This window comes from Bradyrhizobium sp. CCGUVB14 (genome assembly GCF_024199935.1).
Lineage (GTDB): Bacteria > Pseudomonadota > Alphaproteobacteria > Rhizobiales > Xanthobacteraceae > Bradyrhizobium.
In genome coordinates this window covers 3,039,543-3,056,368 of sequence record NZ_JANADS010000001.1, presented here as the reverse complement: position 1 = coordinate 3,056,368, position 16,826 = coordinate 3,039,543, and the positions used below count along the sequence as shown (strand labels likewise).

The 16,826-nt window shown below is 63.5% G+C and carries 22 protein-coding genes; 7 read left to right on the top strand and 15 right to left on the bottom strand.

Annotated features, from left to right (window positions below):
* Positions 1 to 12: 12 nt before the first annotated feature.
* Positions 13 to 1,089, bottom strand: coding sequence for a 3,4-dihydroxy-2-butanone-4-phosphate synthase (gene ribB / locus NLM32_RS14035; protein ID WP_254129561.1), 1,077 nt, complete (start codon positions 1,087 to 1,089; stop codon positions 13 to 15).
* Positions 1,090 to 1,275: 186 nt separating this feature from the next.
* A complete protein-coding gene (locus NLM32_RS14030) occupies positions 1,276 to 3,006 on the bottom strand; it encodes a cation:proton antiporter (protein WP_254129560.1) in 1,731 nt (576 codons plus the stop codon).
* A 67-nt stretch (positions 3,007 to 3,073) separates the two neighbouring features.
* Between NLM32_RS14030 and NLM32_RS14025 the strand changes: the two genes are divergently transcribed.
* A complete protein-coding gene (locus NLM32_RS14025) occupies positions 3,074 to 3,601 on the top strand; it encodes a DUF3124 domain-containing protein (RefSeq protein ID WP_254129559.1) in 528 nt (175 codons plus the stop codon).
* A 228-nt stretch (positions 3,602 to 3,829) separates the two neighbouring features.
* On the top strand, positions 3,830 to 5,062 hold the full coding sequence (locus NLM32_RS14020; protein WP_254129558.1) for a PLP-dependent aminotransferase family protein: 1,233 nt from the start codon (positions 3,830 to 3,832) through the stop codon (positions 5,060 to 5,062).
* 7 nt (positions 5,063 to 5,069) lie between these two features.
* Here the strand turns inward: NLM32_RS14020 and NLM32_RS14015 are convergent, their stop codons facing one another.
* On the bottom strand, positions 5,070 to 5,342 hold the full coding sequence (locus NLM32_RS14015) for a helix-turn-helix domain-containing protein (RefSeq protein ID WP_254129557.1): 273 nt from the start codon (positions 5,340 to 5,342) through the stop codon (positions 5,070 to 5,072).
* A gap of 158 nt (positions 5,343 to 5,500) precedes the next feature.
* Here NLM32_RS14015 and NLM32_RS14010 point away from each other — a divergent pair, with 158 nt between their 5' ends.
* Complete coding sequence (locus NLM32_RS14010) at positions 5,501 to 5,953, top strand: hypothetical protein (protein ID WP_254129556.1); 453 nt, start codon at positions 5,501 to 5,503, stop codon at positions 5,951 to 5,953.
* 178 nt (positions 5,954 to 6,131) lie between these two features.
* Complete coding sequence (locus tag NLM32_RS14005; protein ID WP_254129555.1) at positions 6,132 to 6,350, top strand: hypothetical protein; 219 nt, start codon at positions 6,132 to 6,134, stop codon at positions 6,348 to 6,350.
* A gap of 255 nt (positions 6,351 to 6,605) precedes the next feature.
* Here NLM32_RS14005 and NLM32_RS14000 read toward each other — a convergent pair whose 3' ends face one another.
* The 6 genes from NLM32_RS14000 to NLM32_RS13975 all read right to left on the bottom strand — a co-directional run bounded on the left by NLM32_RS14000 (position 6,606) and on the right by NLM32_RS13975 (position 13,181).
* Positions 6,606 to 7,424: an aldo/keto reductase gene (locus NLM32_RS14000; RefSeq protein WP_254129554.1), complete on the bottom strand. Its 819-nt coding sequence runs from the start codon at positions 7,422 to 7,424 to the stop codon at positions 6,606 to 6,608.
* Positions 7,425 to 7,768: 344 nt separating this feature from the next.
* The gene (locus tag NLM32_RS13995) at positions 7,769 to 9,334 is read right to left on the bottom strand and encodes an alkaline phosphatase (protein WP_254129553.1); all 1,566 of its coding nucleotides are present in this window, start codon (positions 9,332 to 9,334) and stop codon (positions 7,769 to 7,771) included.
* A 247-nt stretch (positions 9,335 to 9,581) separates the two neighbouring features.
* A complete protein-coding gene (locus NLM32_RS13990) occupies positions 9,582 to 10,514 on the bottom strand; it encodes a transposase (protein ID WP_254127844.1) in 933 nt (310 codons plus the stop codon).
* Between the two features lie 336 nt (positions 10,515 to 10,850).
* Positions 10,851 to 11,270 (bottom strand): hypothetical protein, encoded by a 420-nt coding sequence (locus NLM32_RS13985; protein WP_254129552.1) that lies wholly within the window; start codon positions 11,268 to 11,270, stop codon positions 10,851 to 10,853.
* Between the two features lie 108 nt (positions 11,271 to 11,378).
* Positions 11,379 to 12,380, bottom strand: coding sequence for a nitronate monooxygenase family protein (locus NLM32_RS13980; protein ID WP_254129551.1), 1,002 nt, complete (start codon positions 12,378 to 12,380; stop codon positions 11,379 to 11,381).
* Between the two features lie 63 nt (positions 12,381 to 12,443).
* Positions 12,444 to 13,181 carry an SDR family oxidoreductase gene (locus NLM32_RS13975; RefSeq protein WP_254129550.1) on the bottom strand — a complete coding sequence of 246 codons (738 nt, stop codon included), beginning with the start codon at positions 13,179 to 13,181 and terminating at the stop codon, positions 12,444 to 12,446.
* Positions 13,182 to 13,338: 157 nt separating this feature from the next.
* Between NLM32_RS13975 and NLM32_RS13970 the strand changes: the two genes are divergently transcribed.
* Complete coding sequence (locus NLM32_RS13970; RefSeq protein WP_254129549.1) at positions 13,339 to 13,806, top strand: helix-turn-helix domain-containing protein; 468 nt, start codon at positions 13,339 to 13,341, stop codon at positions 13,804 to 13,806.
* Between the two features lie 74 nt (positions 13,807 to 13,880).
* Here the strand turns inward: NLM32_RS13970 and NLM32_RS13965 are convergent, their stop codons facing one another.
* From NLM32_RS13965 to NLM32_RS13955, 3 genes are all read right to left on the bottom strand, one after another.
* Positions 13,881 to 14,255, bottom strand: a complete 375-nt coding sequence (locus NLM32_RS13965) for a PRC-barrel domain-containing protein (protein ID WP_254129548.1) — start codon at positions 14,253 to 14,255, stop codon at positions 13,881 to 13,883.
* Positions 14,256 to 14,347: 92 nt separating this feature from the next.
* Complete coding sequence (locus NLM32_RS13960; RefSeq protein ID WP_254129547.1) at positions 14,348 to 14,542, bottom strand: hypothetical protein; 195 nt, start codon at positions 14,540 to 14,542, stop codon at positions 14,348 to 14,350.
* Complete coding sequence (locus NLM32_RS13955) at positions 14,526 to 14,684, bottom strand: hypothetical protein (RefSeq protein ID WP_254129546.1); 159 nt, start codon at positions 14,682 to 14,684, stop codon at positions 14,526 to 14,528. The genes NLM32_RS13960 and NLM32_RS13955 overlap by 17 nt, the downstream gene beginning before the upstream one ends.
* A gap of 173 nt (positions 14,685 to 14,857) precedes the next feature.
* Here NLM32_RS13955 and NLM32_RS13950 point away from each other — a divergent pair, with 173 nt between their 5' ends.
* A complete protein-coding gene (locus NLM32_RS13950; RefSeq protein WP_254129545.1) occupies positions 14,858 to 15,094 on the top strand; it encodes a hypothetical protein in 237 nt (78 codons plus the stop codon).
* 212 nt (positions 15,095 to 15,306) lie between these two features.
* On the opposite strand, the gene NLM32_RS13945 is transcribed toward NLM32_RS13950, so the two are convergent.
* The 3 genes from NLM32_RS13945 to NLM32_RS13940 form a co-directional block, all read right to left on the bottom strand.
* Complete coding sequence (locus NLM32_RS13945) at positions 15,307 to 15,513, bottom strand: hypothetical protein (RefSeq protein ID WP_254129544.1); 207 nt, start codon at positions 15,511 to 15,513, stop codon at positions 15,307 to 15,309.
* An 83-nt stretch (positions 15,514 to 15,596) separates the two neighbouring features.
* Entirely contained in the window at positions 15,597 to 15,728 is a 132-nt protein-coding gene (locus NLM32_RS45810; protein ID WP_256561251.1) for a hypothetical protein, read from the bottom strand.
* A 119-nt stretch (positions 15,729 to 15,847) separates the two neighbouring features.
* Positions 15,848 to 16,042, bottom strand: a complete 195-nt coding sequence (locus tag NLM32_RS13940; RefSeq protein ID WP_254129543.1) for a hypothetical protein — start codon at positions 16,040 to 16,042, stop codon at positions 15,848 to 15,850.
* 95 nt (positions 16,043 to 16,137) lie between these two features.
* On the opposite strand from NLM32_RS13940, the gene NLM32_RS13935 reads away from it, so the two are divergent.
* On the top strand, positions 16,138 to 16,650 hold the full coding sequence (locus tag NLM32_RS13935) for a DUF4142 domain-containing protein (RefSeq protein WP_254129542.1): 513 nt from the start codon (positions 16,138 to 16,140) through the stop codon (positions 16,648 to 16,650).
* Positions 16,651 to 16,826 lie beyond the last annotated feature (176 nt).

Genomic DNA, 16,826 nt, shown 5'->3' with positions numbered 1-16,826 from the left:
GGAATGACAGCGCTAGCTTTCGAGCTGCTCGTTGGCGACGATCTCGATGCCGAAGCCGGAGAGGCCCTTGTAGTCATGCACCGACGAGGTGAGATGCCGGATCGAGGTGACGCCGAGATCGCGCAGGATCTGCGCACCGACGCCGACTTCGCGCCACTGGCGGTTGCGGTCGGCTTCCGTCGCGCTCTCATCAGGCAACGGCGCCACGGGAACGCCTGCGGCGCCGTCGCGCAGGTAGACCAGCACGCCGCGACCAGACTTCTTGAAGTGCTCGAGCACGACCGCCATGCGCTTATGGCCGGTAAAGGTGTCCTTGACGATGTTCGGCTTGTGGAAGCGCGTCAGCACGTTCTTGCCGTCGCCGACACCGTTGTAGACGAAGGCGACGTGGGCGATGGAATCGAACGGCGAGCGGTAGGCATAGCCCTGGAGCGGCCCGATCGGGCTTTCGGTGGTGAAGGTCGAGACCCGCTCGATCAGCTTTTCGCGCGCCTGGCGATAGGCGATCATGTCGGCGATGGTGACGTGCTTCAACTTGTGCCGGGCGGCGAACTGGGCGACCTGCTCGCCCTTCATCACGCTGCCGTCGTCATTCATCAACTCGCTGATGACGCCGACCGGCGGGAGCCCCGAGAGCTTGCAGAGATCGACCGCGGCCTCGGTGTGGCCGGAGCGCAGCAGCACGCCGCCGTCCTTGGCGATCAGCGGGAAGATGTGGCCCGGACGGGCAAAGTCGTTGGCGCCGACATTGGGATTGGACAGCGCACGGCAGCAGGACGCGCGCTCCTCGGCCGAAATGCCGGTGCCGCCGTCGGGCTTGTAGTCGATCGAGACCGTGAAGGCCGTGGTGTGGGCGGAATCGTTGTGGGCAACCATCGGATCAAGCCGCAGCCGCCGCGCGTCCTCGGTGGTGATCGGCGCGCAGACGATGCCGGAGGTGTGGCGGATGATGAAGGCCATCTTTTCCGCCGTGCAGAATGAGGCGGCGACGATCAGATCGCCCTCGCCCTCGCGATCGTCATCGTCGGTCACGACGACGAGTTCGCCCCGGGCAAAGGCCTGCAAAACTTCCTGAACGGTATCGGGCATGTCCCAATCTCTATTGGTTACGGGCCGGAGGCTCAGCGGACGCCTTAGCTGGACTTGGGCTCCAGCGCTAGTGTCCTGGACGCAACCGCACATGTCCGGAGGCAGACCTGGTGATGAGGCTTGCACCGAAGATACCAGGCATATAGGCGCGCCCGGCCCGGGCGGAAGGCAGCCGGGGGCGCGCCCTCAGGGCAGCACTTCGCGCCGCTCGCCGAGCCGGGCATCGAGTTCGGCGCGCTTGTCGGTCAGCAGGCCGGCCTGGGCGGCCTCGATCACGGTAAACAATTCATGGGCGTCGCTGAGCCGGGTCACGGTGACATAGCTGGCGCCGGCCGCGTAGAGCTCGCCGACGTCGGACAGCAGATCGGCGGTGGCCACGATCAGGGCGTTGGGGTTGAGGGTGCGGACGTGACGGACCAGCTTCTCGTTGCTGGCGCCCTTCAACAGCGCGTCCGGCACGCTGAGGATGATCATCTCGGACTTGCCGATCCCGGCATGGAGCAGCGTGTCGGCGCTGCTGATGTCGCCATAGATCACGTGCAGGCCGCGCGAAAGCAGGGTCTGGTACACATGGGGGTTGAAGTCGATCACCGTGATCTGTTCCAGCAGCACCGGCGTCTGCCGTTCGATCTCGGCCAGCAGCGCGCTCGCCGCACGGAAAAAGCCGAGGATGACGATGCGGCGCGCTTCGCTGTGGCCGCCTTCGTGGCCCTCCTCGGCATGGCCGCTGCCATGGTCGAGATCGCGCAGGCCGAGCCGCTTGAGCGGGCCGATGGCCCAGCGGGTGATCTCGTCGCTGCGGGTCATGACGAAGGTCGAGAGCACGGCCAGCACCACGAAGGCGAAGGACGCCGCATTGGCCGTTTCGGCTGCGATGTGATTGTCCGCGACGCCGGTCTGGATCACCACCAGCGAGAACTCGGAGATCTGCGCCAGATTGATCGCCGGCAGCAGGCTCGCGCGCAGACCCTGCTTCATCAGATAGAGCGGCGTGAAGGTGGTGACGAGGCGACTCACCACGGTGAAGGCGGCAATCATCAAGGCCAGCCCGATCACCGAGAGGCCGGGCACGGGAATGGTCATGCCCAGCGCCACGAAGAACAGCGTGATGAAGAAGTCGCGGAGCGTGGTGACCTTGGCCGTGACGTCGAGCGCATAAGGGAAGGTCGAGAGCGAGACGCCGGCGATCAGCGCGCCCATCTCGCGCGAGAGCGAGAGCTGCTCGGCCGTCTCGGCGACGAAAAAGCACCAGGCGAGAGCGCCGAGCAGGATCAGCTCGGGCCGGCGGGCGATCTGGTGGAACAGGCGCGGCAGCACATAGCGGCTGACCAGCAGCGCGGCCGCGACCAGCACCGCGACGCGGCCGATCGAGAGCAGGATGACGCCGACCTGCAGGTTCGCGAGACTCGGCTGCACCGCCAGGAACAGGATGGCAAAGATGTCCTGAAGCACCAGCACGCCGAGCGTGATGCGGCCTGGCAAGGTGTCGAGCTCGCGCTTCTCGTAGAGCACCTTGACGATGATGACGGTCGAGGACAGCGCACAGGCGATGCACAGATAGAGCGCGTCGAAATGGCCGCCGCCGAGCGAGAGCCCGATGCCGGCAAAGAACAGGATGCCGAGCAGGCAGCCGCCGATGAGCTGGCCACCGGCCGCGAACAGGATCACCTTGCCGGCCCGCACGATCTTCTTCAGGTCGATCTCGAGCCCGATCATGAACAGCATGAAGATCAGGCCGAGCTCGGAGATGACGCTGATCGATTCCTGCGACTTGACCCAGCCGGCGCCGAATGGACCTATGCAGAAGCCGGCGATAAGGTACGCCAGGATCAGCGGTTGCCGGGAAAAATGGGCGAGCAGGCCCAGCATCCAGGCAAACAAGATACAGAGAGTGATGTCGCGAATGAGCTCGTGCATGCCAGACCGGTCCGTTTTGCCGCACCCTAGAGACCGAGTGCAGCGCGGCAAGCGAGCAATTCGTCACATGCTGACGGGGCTCGCCGTTGCAATGCTGCTATGCCCCCTTGCCATCGCCGGGACGGCGGTCGCGCAGCCCAAAGTGAACCTCGAACAGGCCTTCGCCGACTCGCTCTCGGCGATGCCGAAGGAGGAACTCGCGGTCTCCGGCGGCTTCTACGTGCCGGCCTATTCCAGCGTCGCGATGAGCCAGGGCAAGCTGCGGGTCGATTTCTCGGTGACACTGAGCGTCCACAACGCCTCCGAGACGCAAGCACTGGTGGTCAAACGCATCGCCTATTTCGACACGGCCGGCAAGCAGGTCGAGAGCTATTTGAAGGCGCCGGTCGCGATAAAGCCGCTCGCGACCATCTCGATCTTCATTCCGACCGACGACGTGCGCGGGGGGACCGGAGCCAATTTCATCGTCGACTGGGCCGCAGCGAGCGAGATCGCCGAGCCGGTGGTCGAAGCCTTGATGGTTGGCGGCGTCGCCAATGCGCACTACGCTTTCATCAGCCAGGGCCGTCCGACCAGGACGGCGGGTAAGAAGTAAGCAGGCGGCGCTGTCGCGACCGCCAATTGAAAAAGCCGAAAACAACCCCATGCACAGTAGCCCGATCCGGAACATCGATGGCCTGACGGTCCACCCCGACGTGGATACGGATTTTACGAATTTGGTTTGACGCGTCGGGCAAAACACTGGCATGATGACATCATCAAAATCATAGCGCCCGGTCGGCACCAGGCCGGTCGCTCAATAAAAACAACGAGGAACGCTCCCATGACGTCCAGCTTCGATTTCGCGCCCCTGTTTCCCGCAGGGCTGCCGGCCCCTTCTGCGCGCTGGACGGGCCTTGCCAAATACAGCTTTGTCGGCGGGAATAATGATTCCGAGCAGCTGCCGCTCGACGGGCTGATCGAGGCCGCCAATCAGGCCCTGCAACGCGAGGGCCGCTCGCTCGCCACTTACGGGCTGGCGCATGGTCCACAAGGTTACCTGCCCCTGCGCGAATTCCTGGTGACAAAACTGAAGCGCGACGGCGGCATCAGCTGCACGGTCGACGATCTCATGATCGTCTCCGGCTCGCTCCAGGCGCTCGACCTCGTCAACAACACGCTGCTGACGCGCGGCGACACCGTGCTGGTCGAGCAGGAAACGTATCAGGGCGCGCTGCAGCGGCTGACGCGGCTGGGCGTCAACGTCGTCGGCATTCCCCTCGACGACGACGGCATGCGCATGGACGCGCTGGCCGCGACACTCGCCGATCTGAAAGGCCGCGGCATCCGGCCGAAATACATCTACACCATCCCGACCGTGCAGAATCCGACCGGGAGCATCATGCCGGAGACGCGCCGCGCCGAATTGCTGAAGCTGTCGGCCGAACACGGCGTGCCCATCTTCGAGGACGATTGCTATGCGGACCTGGTGTGGTCAGGGCAACGGCCGCCTGCGATCTACGCGATGAGCAAAAATGGCGGCGTGATCCATATCGGCTCGTTCTCGAAGTCGATCGCGCCGGCGCTGCGCGTCGGTTTCATCGTCGCGCCCTGGGATGTGATGTCGCGGATGCTGGCGCTGAAGACGGATGCCGGCTCCGGCGCGCTGGAGCAGATGGTGCTCGCTACCTATTGCAAGCCGCATTTCGCCAGCCACGTGCCGGCGCTGACGAAAACGTTGCGCACCAAGCTCGATACGCTGATGGAAGCCCTCAACGAGCAGTTCGGGACCGCCGCCGAGTTCGAGGCGCCCAAGGGCGGCATCTTCCTCTGGGTGAAGCTGCCCGACCAGGTCGACACGCTGAAACTCTATCAGGCTGCGCTTGCTGCGGGCGTCGCGATCAATCCCGGGCCGGAATGGTCGACCAACAAGGGCCACTCAGGCTCGCGGCTGCGGCTGTGTTTCGGGAGCCCTTCGCATCAGCAGATCCGCGAGGGCGTCGCGGTGCTGGCCGAGGTTTGCCGCAAGGAGTTCGGCGTGCCGGCCCGCAGCGCCAATGTGGAGAAGCGGGCGTGATGTTCGCCTAAGCAACCTGGGGCTGGCTACCGTGGATCGCGGAGGCCAGCCGCAGCAACAGGACGATCGAGACGTTGCCCTTGCCGGCCTCGATCTGGGCGATGTAGCGCTCGGAAATCCCGGAGCGGCGGGCGAGCTCCCGGCGCGACAGCTCGCAACGCGCGCGCGAGGACCTCAGGCGTTCGCCCAGCTCGGCCAGAAACGCAGTCTCGGAGTAAGGCGGCAGCGCACGGCTTCCCGGCAGCACCTCGCCCGCGAAATCCATCACTTGATTCAGCATCGCTCTCACCACATTCGCCTTCGGGAGCGCCATCTTGCCCCCCGGCGTGGACGGCCTCATTGACGCGGATCAAATTCGCGCGCGATTGACGGCCGGCGTGGACGACCGCGCGCGGGATGCTACACTTTGGAACTGTTCGAGGCGGGGCTTTTCAGGACATGACGTGTTGTTTGAGTCGCTGGATGACGGCGGCGGTGCTTTGGATTGCGCTGACGTCGCTGGCGCATGCGGAGACGCTCGCGGAAACAGTCGAGCAATGGGGCTTGCTCGGCTCATGGGCGGTCGATTGCGCTGTCAGTCCCGACCGCGACAAGGGCGCGCTGCTGACTTACGAAATCCGGAAGGACGGCCGGGTGATGTACCGGCGCAATTTCGGTGACGCCAAGGACGAGAACGAGGTGGTCTCCGCGACGGTCGACGCCGAAGGCGTGCTCAACCTGATGGTGTTCTTCCCATCACTGCGTCAGACGCGCGAATTTGGCGTGATACTTACCAAGGATGGCGGCCTGCGCGCGATCTACAATCGCGGCGAGCGTGGCGAGTACACGATCAGGGATGGCAAATACGTCAAGACCGGCGCGCCGACGCTTCCGCAGCAGCGCTGCGATTAACGATTTGCGTTTGAGCATGATCTTTCCGGAAAACCGCGGCACACTTTGCGCTAACGCGACCCTTCGGCTCCGGATCATGCTCTGATCCTGAATATCCATTCAGAATTCTCTTCCCGTTCCTCCGGAACGTTCGCACGTATGCGTCGTTCTCAATTGCATTACGTTGGAGGAGGACATCATGAAGAAACTTGGTTATGTCGTTGCCGCTCTGGGTGCGCTCGCGGTTGCGGCGCCGACGCTGGCGAGTGCTGAGACTGTCATCGTCAAGCACGGTCATCACGGCCCGTACGGCGCCCGCGCCGAATTCCGCGAGCATCGCGACAACGGCTGGCATCGTGGCTGGCACCATCACGACCGCGTCGTCGTGGTCAAGCGCAGTCATCGCCACTGGGACTAATGCGCAGCGCGAACTGGAAATGGCCCCTCGCGGGGCCATTTCTTTTTCTTCCTTCTCCCCTTGCGGGAGAAGGTGGCATAGGCGGCCTTCGGCCGCCGTTCCTAAGAACGCCGAAGCAGAGCTTCGGCTATGGCGCCGGATGAGGGGTATCTATCGATACGGTTGGATGTGTGTAGGAGGATAGATACCCCTCACCCGTCTCGCCGCTTCGCGGCGAGCCACCCTCTCCCGCAAGGGGAGAGGGGGAAGAGCAACCTAATCCCAGGCCGGCGCGAAGCCGGGATTGACGCAACGCTTGTCCTTAGGGAGCGCGGCGATTTTCTTGCGGTCGGCATCGTCGAGCGTGATCTTCAACGCGTCCAGATTGGCCTGCTGGCTCTCGCGGCGGGATGCTTTCGGGATCGCGGCGACACCATCCTGGTCGAGCAGCCATTTCAGCGCCACTTGCGCGGCGCTCGCATTGTGCTTGGCGCCGATCTCGCCCAGCACCGGATCTGTGGCGAAGCGGCCCTGCGCCAGCGGGCAATAAGCGACGAGCGGGATCGACTTCGCGTTGAGATAGGCCAGCACCTTCGATTGATCCAGCATCGCGTGATATTCGATCTGGTTGCAGGCGATCGGCGCCTTGACGTCCTCGACCGCGACCTTGAGCAGCGCCGTGGTGAAATTGGCGACGCCGATCGCGCGCGTGCGCCCCTCTTGCTTCAGCTTCATCAGGGTCTCGAACACCGCGCCCCAGTTCGCCGATTTCGACGGCCAGTGCACGAGATAGAGATCGACATGGTCGAGCCTCAGCTTGTTCAGGCTGGCATCGAAGGCGCGACGGATCGCATCCGGTGTCAGGTTTTCGTGCCAGACCTTGGTCGTGACGTGCAGCTCGCCGCGCGGCACGGAGGCTGCCGCAAGCGCGGCGCCGATGGCCTCCTCGTTGGCGTACATTTCGGCGGTATCGATATGGCGATAGCCGATCGACAGCGCGCTCTCGACAGCCGCGCGGCAGGCATCGCCCTGCATGCGGAAGGTGCCGAGGCCGAGCTTGGGCATGCTGATGCCCTGTGTTTTCAGATTATCCATGGATCAACTCCTGACGTCTTTCATCCCGCCAGACACGCGGTGGGGCCGCGAGGGGACAGACTCTTCGGTGATGGAAAAGAGGTGGCGGGAATGGTGACTATAGCGCGGGAGGCGCGCTACGGCCAATCAAGATCGGGTTAGGGGTGATTAGGCCTGACCGTCACCACAAGCGAGGTGAGCTCCCTCTCCCGCTTGCGGGGGAGGGCTGGGGTGGGGGTGTCTCCGCTGGGCGAGCCCCCCAGAGGATAGAACCCTCACCCGGCGCGCGGGACGATGCTTCGCATCGCCCGGGACGCGCCGACCTCTCCCGCAAGCGGGAGAGGTTAGGCAAGACCACCCGCTCCTCACGAATGCTGCGCGACCACCGCGGGTCGCGCCTGCGGCTGCGGCACGATGTCGACGGACCAGAGATTGCGGTTATCGACGTCCTTCAAGGTCACCGTCATCACGCCGCTTATGCCATCGATGTCGACGCGACCGAAGAACTGCAGGCCGAAGCAAGGCGCGAGGTTCTCGCCCTGGGCCTCGCTGCACCCGTTGCGGTACATCGCCACGGGGCCAAACGTGTTGTCGAGCTCGCCGGGCCCCCATGTGCCTGCATGCAAGGGGCCGGAGACGAACTCCCAGAACGGGTCGAAGTCCTGGAATTGCGCCTTGTTCGGATCGTAGTAATGCGCGGCCGTGTAGTGCATGTCGGCGGTGAGCCAGACGATGTTGCGGACACAAGCACGCTTGATCGAGGCGAGGAGATCGGCGATCTCATGCTCACGCCGGTCGGGCGGGCCGTCACCGAGCGCGACGGCGTCGAGGCTGATCAGCCCGATCGGCAGATCGGCCGCGATCACCTTCCAGGTCGCGCGCGAGGCGGCGAGCTCCCGCTTCAGCCAGGCGAGCTGCTCGGCGCCCAGAATCCAGCCGCGATGATCGTCGCCCTTGTTCCAGGTGTCATCGCGATAGCTGCGCATATCGATCATGAAGACGTCGAGCAGCGGGCCGTACGGGATCTTGCGATAGACCCGTCCCTGCCGCGCACCGATGTCCCGGATCGGCATGAAGTCGAAGAACGCGCGCCGGGCACGGGCAACCAGGCGCGGGGTGCCGTCATCCTCATAGCCGGCCTCGTCATAGCTGCCGGTGGGCGACCAGTCGTTGGTGACCTCGTGATCGTCCCATTGCGCGAACATGGGGACCTCCGCATGGAAGGCGCGGAAATTCTCATCGAGGTGGTTGTATTTGTAGTTGCCGCGGAACTGGGCCAGCGTGTGTGCGGCCTGCGCTTTCTCCTCGGTCACGACGTTGCGCCAGATCTCGCCGTTCGGCAGCTTCTGCTCGGACGGGATCGTGCAGTCGGCATAGATGTGATCGCCGGAGTGGATGAAGAAATCCGGGCGGTTGTCGCGCATGGTGCGATAGCTGCGATAGCCGCCGCGGGAGATGTCGATGCCCCAGCCCTGCCCCGCGACATCGCCCGACCACAGGAACGAGATCGACTGCCGCTCGGCCGGGGCGGTGCGGAAATGGCCGATGCGGCTTTCGCCGGCGATGCCGGTGGCGATGTCGTCGAAGCGCACGCGATAGAAGATGTCCTGCCCGGCCGGCAGATCGTCGAGCTGCAGTTTAGCGGTGAAGTCTGCATCGCCCAGCGCGTCGCGCGATCTCGATGCGATGATGGTCTTGAAGCTTTCGACGGTCGCGTAGTCCACCTGCATGCGAGCAGGCCGATCCGCCCGCGCCCAGATCACGGCGGAGCCATCCGAGACGTCGCCGGACTGGATGCCGCCCGCGATCTGCGGGCGATCGGCGGCGCGGCTGATGCGTGGCTTTGCGAGCGAGGCGACGGCAAGGGTGGAAGCAGAGCGGACCAGGAACTGTCGCCGGGTCCATGCGCGCGAAGCGCGGAGCGTTGCCATTCAGGAGACCTTCGTCGAATCGCGACGGAAGGTGCCTGCGCCGTTTGACTACCGGCTTACGGTTTCTTGACTCCACGCCTACGGTTTTACGACGTGGAGATGACGGGCGAGATGTAGCCGCGGCGACGGTCCGCTCCCTCGCCCCGTTCTTACGGTAGGGCTAACGCGTATGGGCTTGGCGAGGCCTGAGCGAGCGCCTCGTCCTTCGAGACGCGCGTACCGCGCTCCTCAGCGACTGTGTTCTTTGTCAAGCGGATTGCCATTGTTTTTGGTCTCTGAGCATGGCGTTGAGGATGGTGAGAACCTTGCGCGCGACCGCGATGAGGGCAACCATCTTGGGCTTTCCGGCGGCCAGCAGGCGTCGATAGAACGTTTTGAGCTGCGGATGATGCTGGCTAGCGGATAGAGCAGCCATATAGAGCCCAGCGCGCAGCGCGGCTCTTCCGCCCCCGATCATGCTCTTGCCCTTCCAGCGGCCGGACTGACGGGTGAACGGAGCAAGGCCGGCAAGGCTTGCAATCTGGCGACGGTTGAGGGTGCCGAGTTCGGGCACCTCGGCCAAGAACGTGCGAGCGAGCGTGTTGCCCACTCCCGGAAAGCTGATCATCAGTTCCTCCTTGTCGCGCCAGACCGGCGATCCGCGCACCAAGGTGTCGATGTCGTTGTCGATCTCCGGTAGTTCCTTCTCGAGAACCTTGATGTGGCGAACAAGGCTCTTGCGAACGCGCACATTCTCGACCCGCTTCTCGCGCTGGCGTTCGGCAACGATCATCTCGATGATCTGCCGCCTGCGACTGACCAGCTCCGCCAGCAGCCGCGCCTGCTGATCCGGCAGAGCGCGCGGCGTTGGTCTCACGGCCTCGATGAACCGTGCGATGACCGCCGCATCGATCGGATCGGTCTTGGCACGCCGACCAACGGCTTGGGCGAAGTGCCGGATCTGGGCCGGATTGACCACCACCAGCGGCAATTCGGCGCCGGCCAGCGCTGCCGCAACGATGGTCTCGAACCCGCCTGTCGCCTCCACCGCAATCAGCGTTGGCGAACAAGCCGCAAGACGCGTAACCAACTCTTCCAAGCCTTTGCCGTCGCGCGCGACGGCAAAGGCTTCTCCATTTGGACGTACATGCACGTCCAGCCGGTCCTTTGACACATCAATGCCAACATAGATCGCGTCCATCTGCACCCCTCCTTGCGCAACCGGGCTCGCCAGGCGGCCCTCGCGACTGTTCGGGTTCGATGGAACAACGGACGGGGCGCCGCGCTGAGGCACGGGCTTCGCGGCCCTTGGATGAAGCGGTCTCCCGTCCGTTACCGCGCCGGCTATCTTAGCCGATCCGGCACGATCTGACTTACAAGGATGAGGCTGACCGGCAGCTTTGCCTGTCGAAATTGTTGCCACGTACTCCGTCCTCATCCTGAGGGCCCGCCGGAGGCGGGCGTCTCGAAGGATGGCTACGGGCGAGCTTCCCGCCTGGTTCTTACGGGGAGAGGTGAAGCGACCTCTGCACGGCTCTTAGTGCTTCCAGTTGCAGATGCCGCCGGAACGACACGGCCATGTCTGGATACGGGTGTCCATCGCCTGCGCGTCCAGCGGATTGCCGTGGCGATGCGCGAGCTTGGTGCGGGCTGCGCCACGCGGCTGTGCGCTCTTTCCTTGCGCGACCTTCGGCTCCGACACGCGCACGCGTTCGGCCGCAACCTTCTTCGGCACGTCGACCGGTTCGGCTCGAGCTTGCGCTTCGTTGCCGCCCTTCGCCTCCAGCGCAACGGGGGCGAACTGCGTCTCCGGCCCGAGCCGCTTCGGCGACAGGACAGCCTTGGAGAGATCGAGGCCGAGATATTCGTCAGGCTTGTAGTCGTCAGCGCGCGCGATGCCGCCCACTGCAAATACGAGGGCAATGGCAATCGCAAAAGGAACGCTTTTCAGGACCACGGACGCCTCCTGAAATTGAAGATTAAAGGAGTTCTCTACCTGTATTTAGGAGGCGCCGCGTGCAATTCCAGCGGTCAGTTCCCGCCGTGGTTAAGAAGTTTTGCGGTGTCAAGCGACCTTTCGCGTCGCACTTGTCCCATCCAGGAACCCCATCAGCCGGCTGCGGATGATTTGTTCCGCCTCGCTCATGATGCGATCGACAAGTTCCTTGCAGGTGGGAATGTCGTGGATGAGGCCAGCGACCATGCCGCAGCTCCAGGCGCCGGCATCCATCTGCCCGTCGAGCATGACCTTCGGATAGACGCCCGCGACCTGGTCATGGATGTCGTCGATCGTCAGCTTGTCGCCCTTGGCGTGCTCGATCTCGAGCAGGCGATCGACATTGGCGTTCTTCAGCACGCGCTCGGTGTTGCGCAGGGCCCGCATGATCAGGCGGGTGTCGAGCTCGGTCGCGGCGACCAGAGCATTTTTCACGTTCTGATGGACGGGTGCTTCCTTCGTGGCGATGAAACGCGTGCCCATGTTCATGCCGGCCGCGCCCAGCGACAGCGCTGCGACGAGGCTGCGCCCGTCGGCCATGCCGCCGGAGGCCACGAACGGGATCTTCAATTCCTCCGCCGCACGCGGCAGCAGGATCATGTTGGGAATGTCGTCCTCGCCGGGATGACCGCCGCACTCGAAGCCGTCGACGCTGACGGCATCGCAGCCGATCCGCTCGGCCTTCAGCGAATGACGCACCGAGGTGCATTTGTGGATCACCTTGATGCCGGCGGCCTTCAGCGCCGGCATGTATTGTTCGGGGCTGCGTCCCGCGGTCTCCACGGCCTTGACGCCGCCCTCGACGATGGCTGCGATGTATTCCGGATAAGGCGGTGCCGAGAAGGTCGGCAGGAAGGTGAGGTTCACACCGAACGGCTTGTCGGTGATGTCGCGGCAACGCGCGATCTCCTTGGCGAGCAGCTCCGGCGTCTTCTGCGTCAGGCCGGTGATGATGCCGAGCCCGCCGGCATTGGAGACGGCGGCGGCAAGCTCGGCAAAGCCGACGAAATGCATGCCGCCCTGGATGATGGGATGCTCGATGCCGAACAGTTCGGTGATCGCGGTCTTCACTTAGTTCTCCTCCCGGAATTTTGCTGATGTTGGGATCAGTCTAGCCGTAGTCTCGTGCCGCGGTCACCATTTCTCGCCGAAGGGGCGAATCTCCATCTCGAAGGTCCAGGCACTCTTCGGCTGCTGATAGAGCTGCCAATAGGAATCCGCCACCGCCGCCGGCGGCATCAGCAGATCGGGATTATCCAGCGCATTCGGCCCGAGCGACTCGAGCCGGCGCTGCCGCACCCATTCGGTGTCGACGCCGGAATCGATGATGAGATGGGCGACGTGGATGTTCTTCGGCCCGAGCTCGCGCGCTATCGCCTGCGCCACCGCGCGCAGTCCGAACTTGGCGCTGGCAAAGGCCGCAAAACCGCTGCCGCCGCGCAAGGACGCCGTCGCGCCGGTGAAGAAGATCTTGCCGCCGCCGCGCGGCAGCATCAGCCGCGCCGCCTCGCGCCCGGCCAGGAAGCCGGAGTAGCAGGCCATCTCCCAGACCTTGCGGAATACGCGCTCGGTGGTGTCGAGGATCGGGAAATTGACGTTGGCGCCGACGTTGAAGATGCAGACCTCGAGCGGCGCGTGCTTGTCGGCGTCGTTGAGGAAGGAGATGACCTCCTCCTCCTTCCGCGCGTCCAGCGACCGCGCATGAATCTCGCCGCCGGCCGCTTCGATGTCCGTCACCAGCGGTGCGAGCTTGTCGCCGTTGCGGCGGCCCGCATAGATCGAAAAGCCTTCGGCAGCGAATTTCTTGGCAATCTCCGAGCCGATGAAATCGCCGGCCCCGATCACGGCCGCAGTCGCGTTTCGCTTGGGCAAGGTCGCCTCCTCCGATGAGAGCTGATTGAATTGGAGGCTATAGTTCTAAAATAGAACTGTCAAATTCGTCGATCGAATGCTAGGCTGAGATAGAAATACCTCTGATCATTCAAGTCAGTTCCTTTTTCAGACTTATGGCAAGGCCGGAGATCGGATCATGAAGTGGGATACGCTCGACGAGGAGCCCTGCTCGCTCTCCCGCACCGTCGCCGTGGTCGGCGACCGCTGGACGCTCTTGATCCTGCGCGAATGTTTTCTGCGCGTGCGTCGCTTCGAGGCGTTTCAGTCTTCGCTCCAGATCACGCGGCATCTTCTCTCGGAGCGTCTGAAGAAGCTGGTCCGCTTCGGCATCCTGCGTCGCGTCCCCTATTCCGAGGCGCCGAAGCGCTACGAATACATCCTCACGCAGAAGGGGCTCGACCTCTACCCGATCATCATGGCGATGGTGCACTGGGGCGACACCCACATGGGCGACGAGCGCGGCCGCCCGCTGCTGCACGAGCACAAGCATTGCGGCAAGCTGTTCGATCCCGTGATGGTGTGCTCGGAATGCGGCGAGCCGCTGCATGCCAAGCAGGTGCACGTGCATGCGGGACCGGGACGGCGAGGCGCTGACGCTGCCTAATCGTCAATGCATTGCGCAAAAAAGAAGCGCGGCTCCAAGTGCCGCGCCTCACTCATGACCCGTGCCTGACACCTCTAAGCGAAGGGGACGCCGTAATAGGAGTTGATGCCGCGCATGGCGGCGTCGTCGCCCCAATTCCAATCGCTGCGCTCAGCGTATTTCGGCGCACCTTCGAGCGACTTGGCGGTGATGCCGGTGACATAGCCGCCGAGCTCGGTGTCATATTTCAGCGACTGCCAGGGCAAGGGATAGTGATCGTTGCCGAGGCCCAGGAAACCGCCGAAGCCGAGCACGGCGTAAGATACCTTGCCGCTGACCTTGTCGATCATCACGCGTTCGATCGAACCGATCTTGTTGCGATCGACGCCATAGACCGATGTTCCCTCGACCTTGTCGCTGCCGATCAATCGACCCATCTCGCCGCGGTCCAGTTCGCCTTGATTCAACATTTCGATTCTCCACTCAGCCAGTGTGTGAAGGACCAACCGGACGCGATGGCGATCGTTCCTAGCAACACGTGCTGCGCGAATTGGCCTCAGGCCTAACTTGCCGCTGCGCCGGTATCGCGTGGCGAGAGGAAGTCGTACATCGCGGCAGCCGTCTGGAGTTGCTCGATACGCGCAGCGACGGCATCACGCTCGCTACCATCCGGCAAGCCCGCCAGCTCGTGCTCGAGCCGCAGCCTCTGCGCGTTGAGACGTTGTTCGAAAGTATGTGGCTCAGATCGTCTTCGCATTGTCCGTCCTCGGTGGCTGCAGGCCCGGGCTGTTGGCCCAGCGCTCGACTTGCTCGATCACCTTCTGATGGCTCGGACGCATCGGTTTTTGCGCCTCAAGCTCTTCGGAAAGCTTGCGGGGTAACCTGACTTCTTCCGTCATGGCCTATCTCCCTTTCCAAGAGAATGCGCCACCAGGCGAGTCGTTTCAATATTAACTTATTGATTTTGTTGAATTATTTTACTCATTTGGCGATCTTTCCGACTCTTGTGGAACCCAAGCCAAGGTCATCCGTTGAGTAAATTACTCAACCTGCACATTTTGCGTGATCGACCATGAACGACCTTCGCGCCGAGCGCCTTCAGGTCATGCTCTCGCCGGAAGAACTGGCCGCCGTTGATGATTTCCGGTTCAAACATCGCATGCCGACCAGAGCGGCAGCAGTCCGTGAACTGCTGAAGTTCGGCTTGGCCGCCGTGGGCGTCGATGCCGCGGCCGGCGTGAAGTCGAGCAATTTCGGTGTGTTCGGCCGCGGCCCTGAGGGACACACCGAGGGCGGCACCGAAGACTGATCCCCTCCTCCAAAACAAAACGGCCCCGGCACGGTGGGTGCCGGAGCCGCTCTTGGAGATTACTTCCGGAGCACCGGGGGCATGTCGCCGGAAGCAATCTGTCGACTCCTCCTGCGCGGATTCGTTCCTCGCGCCGTTTCGTTGAGCATGATCTGTTCGGAAAACCGCTTCACACTTTGCGCGCACGCGGCCCTTCGGGTCCGGATCATGCTTTAGCCACTCGGCGCCGCGCCGGAATCATCCGGCGTCATGCCGGAGCCCGGCGTCTTGCTGTCGTCGTTGAGTTTGGGATCGCGCGTCGCCTCTCGCGACGGCGAGCCCTTCTGGTCCGTCTGGTGCACGGTCTGCGCGCGCTGCTTGTCGCGCGGCTGATCTTCCGCACGCTTGTCCTTGACGATGCCGTGGTCGGAATGTGCCATGATGTCCTCTCGCGTCTCCGATGCCTCGGAGCGCTTACGCTCCGGTGCGTCGAATGTTCCGAACGTGCGAGAACCGTGCGACGCTAACTATGCGCCGCATGCACCGCCACGGATGCGTTTTCCTGATGCACCTGCCGGACCGTCGTCACCGTCGCGAACGCGACCGAGACGCCGAAGGCGAGGATGAGTGAGAAAAGTGCCAGACGTGGAGCCATCGCAAAACCTCCTTCTGGAATGGGTAAATCAACGCGATCGACTATTCCCGGATGATCGTTGATTGGTGCCGCTCATTCCGTGAGCGGTCTCACACGCGGATTCACAAAAAAGGGAGCGGTCAAACGCCCCGGCTGCGCCGGATGCCGACCTTCACGGGCGGGACTTCGCCGTCGAGCCAGTCCTGCTCCTTCGCCAGGGCCGTCCAGGCATCCGCCATCCGCGAATAGCGATTATAGGCGGGTCGCCCTTCCGAGCGCTCGGCCAATTGCAGGCAGTTCTCGGCGTTGTCCCTGAAGATGTCAGACTGTTTCATCGATAAGACGTGGGCACGGAACCCCTGCCCCGCAACCGCCCTTACAGGATCGTAACCTCCGCGGAACTTTGCACGCTGCGGGTCATTGGATATCCATGCGTATATTGGTCGCGATCGTCCTAGCCTTCATCAGCACCGCGGCGCTTGCCGACAGCACCGGCGAGCAAATCCGCAGCGATCGCGCGCCCGACGCCACGGACGTCATCAGCGGCCTCTACGCCTTCAGCCGCTTCCAGCAGGGCCTGCTGGAGAGCACCGATCTGAAGGGCAATGCCGAGGTCAAGAATCTTGCCGCCCTTCGCGCCGAAGAAGCGGCCAAGCGCGACAAGGCGCTGAAGCAAATTCAGGACGCCATCGGCACCGAGCCGCGCGTGAGCAAGACGACGTCAGCCGGCCTCAGCCTCGCCAAGCCCGATGACGCCGAGGGGCCCGCTTATGTCAGAACTTTCTATGCAGCCCAGATTCCCGAGTACGAATCCACGATCACCCTGCTCGAAAATTATCTGAAGACGCCCGACAATCCCGGGCTCGCCGCGTTCGCGCGCGAGCACCTGCCAGTGTTGCGCGCGCAGTTGAAGGACGCCGAGCGCACCATGGCCGACAAGTAGCGGCCCTCCTTGTCCTCCGAGTGATTCTGCCGCTCGATCGGGCGGACGGCGCGTCCGGGCCGGCAGCGGCCTTGGCATCCTTGCCGCCCCGCCGGAAGTTTCAAGATCGGAACATCCCCCCACGCCCCCTCCTAAGGGCTGAGACATTTTAGGTAATCGGATGGAACTCTCGTCAA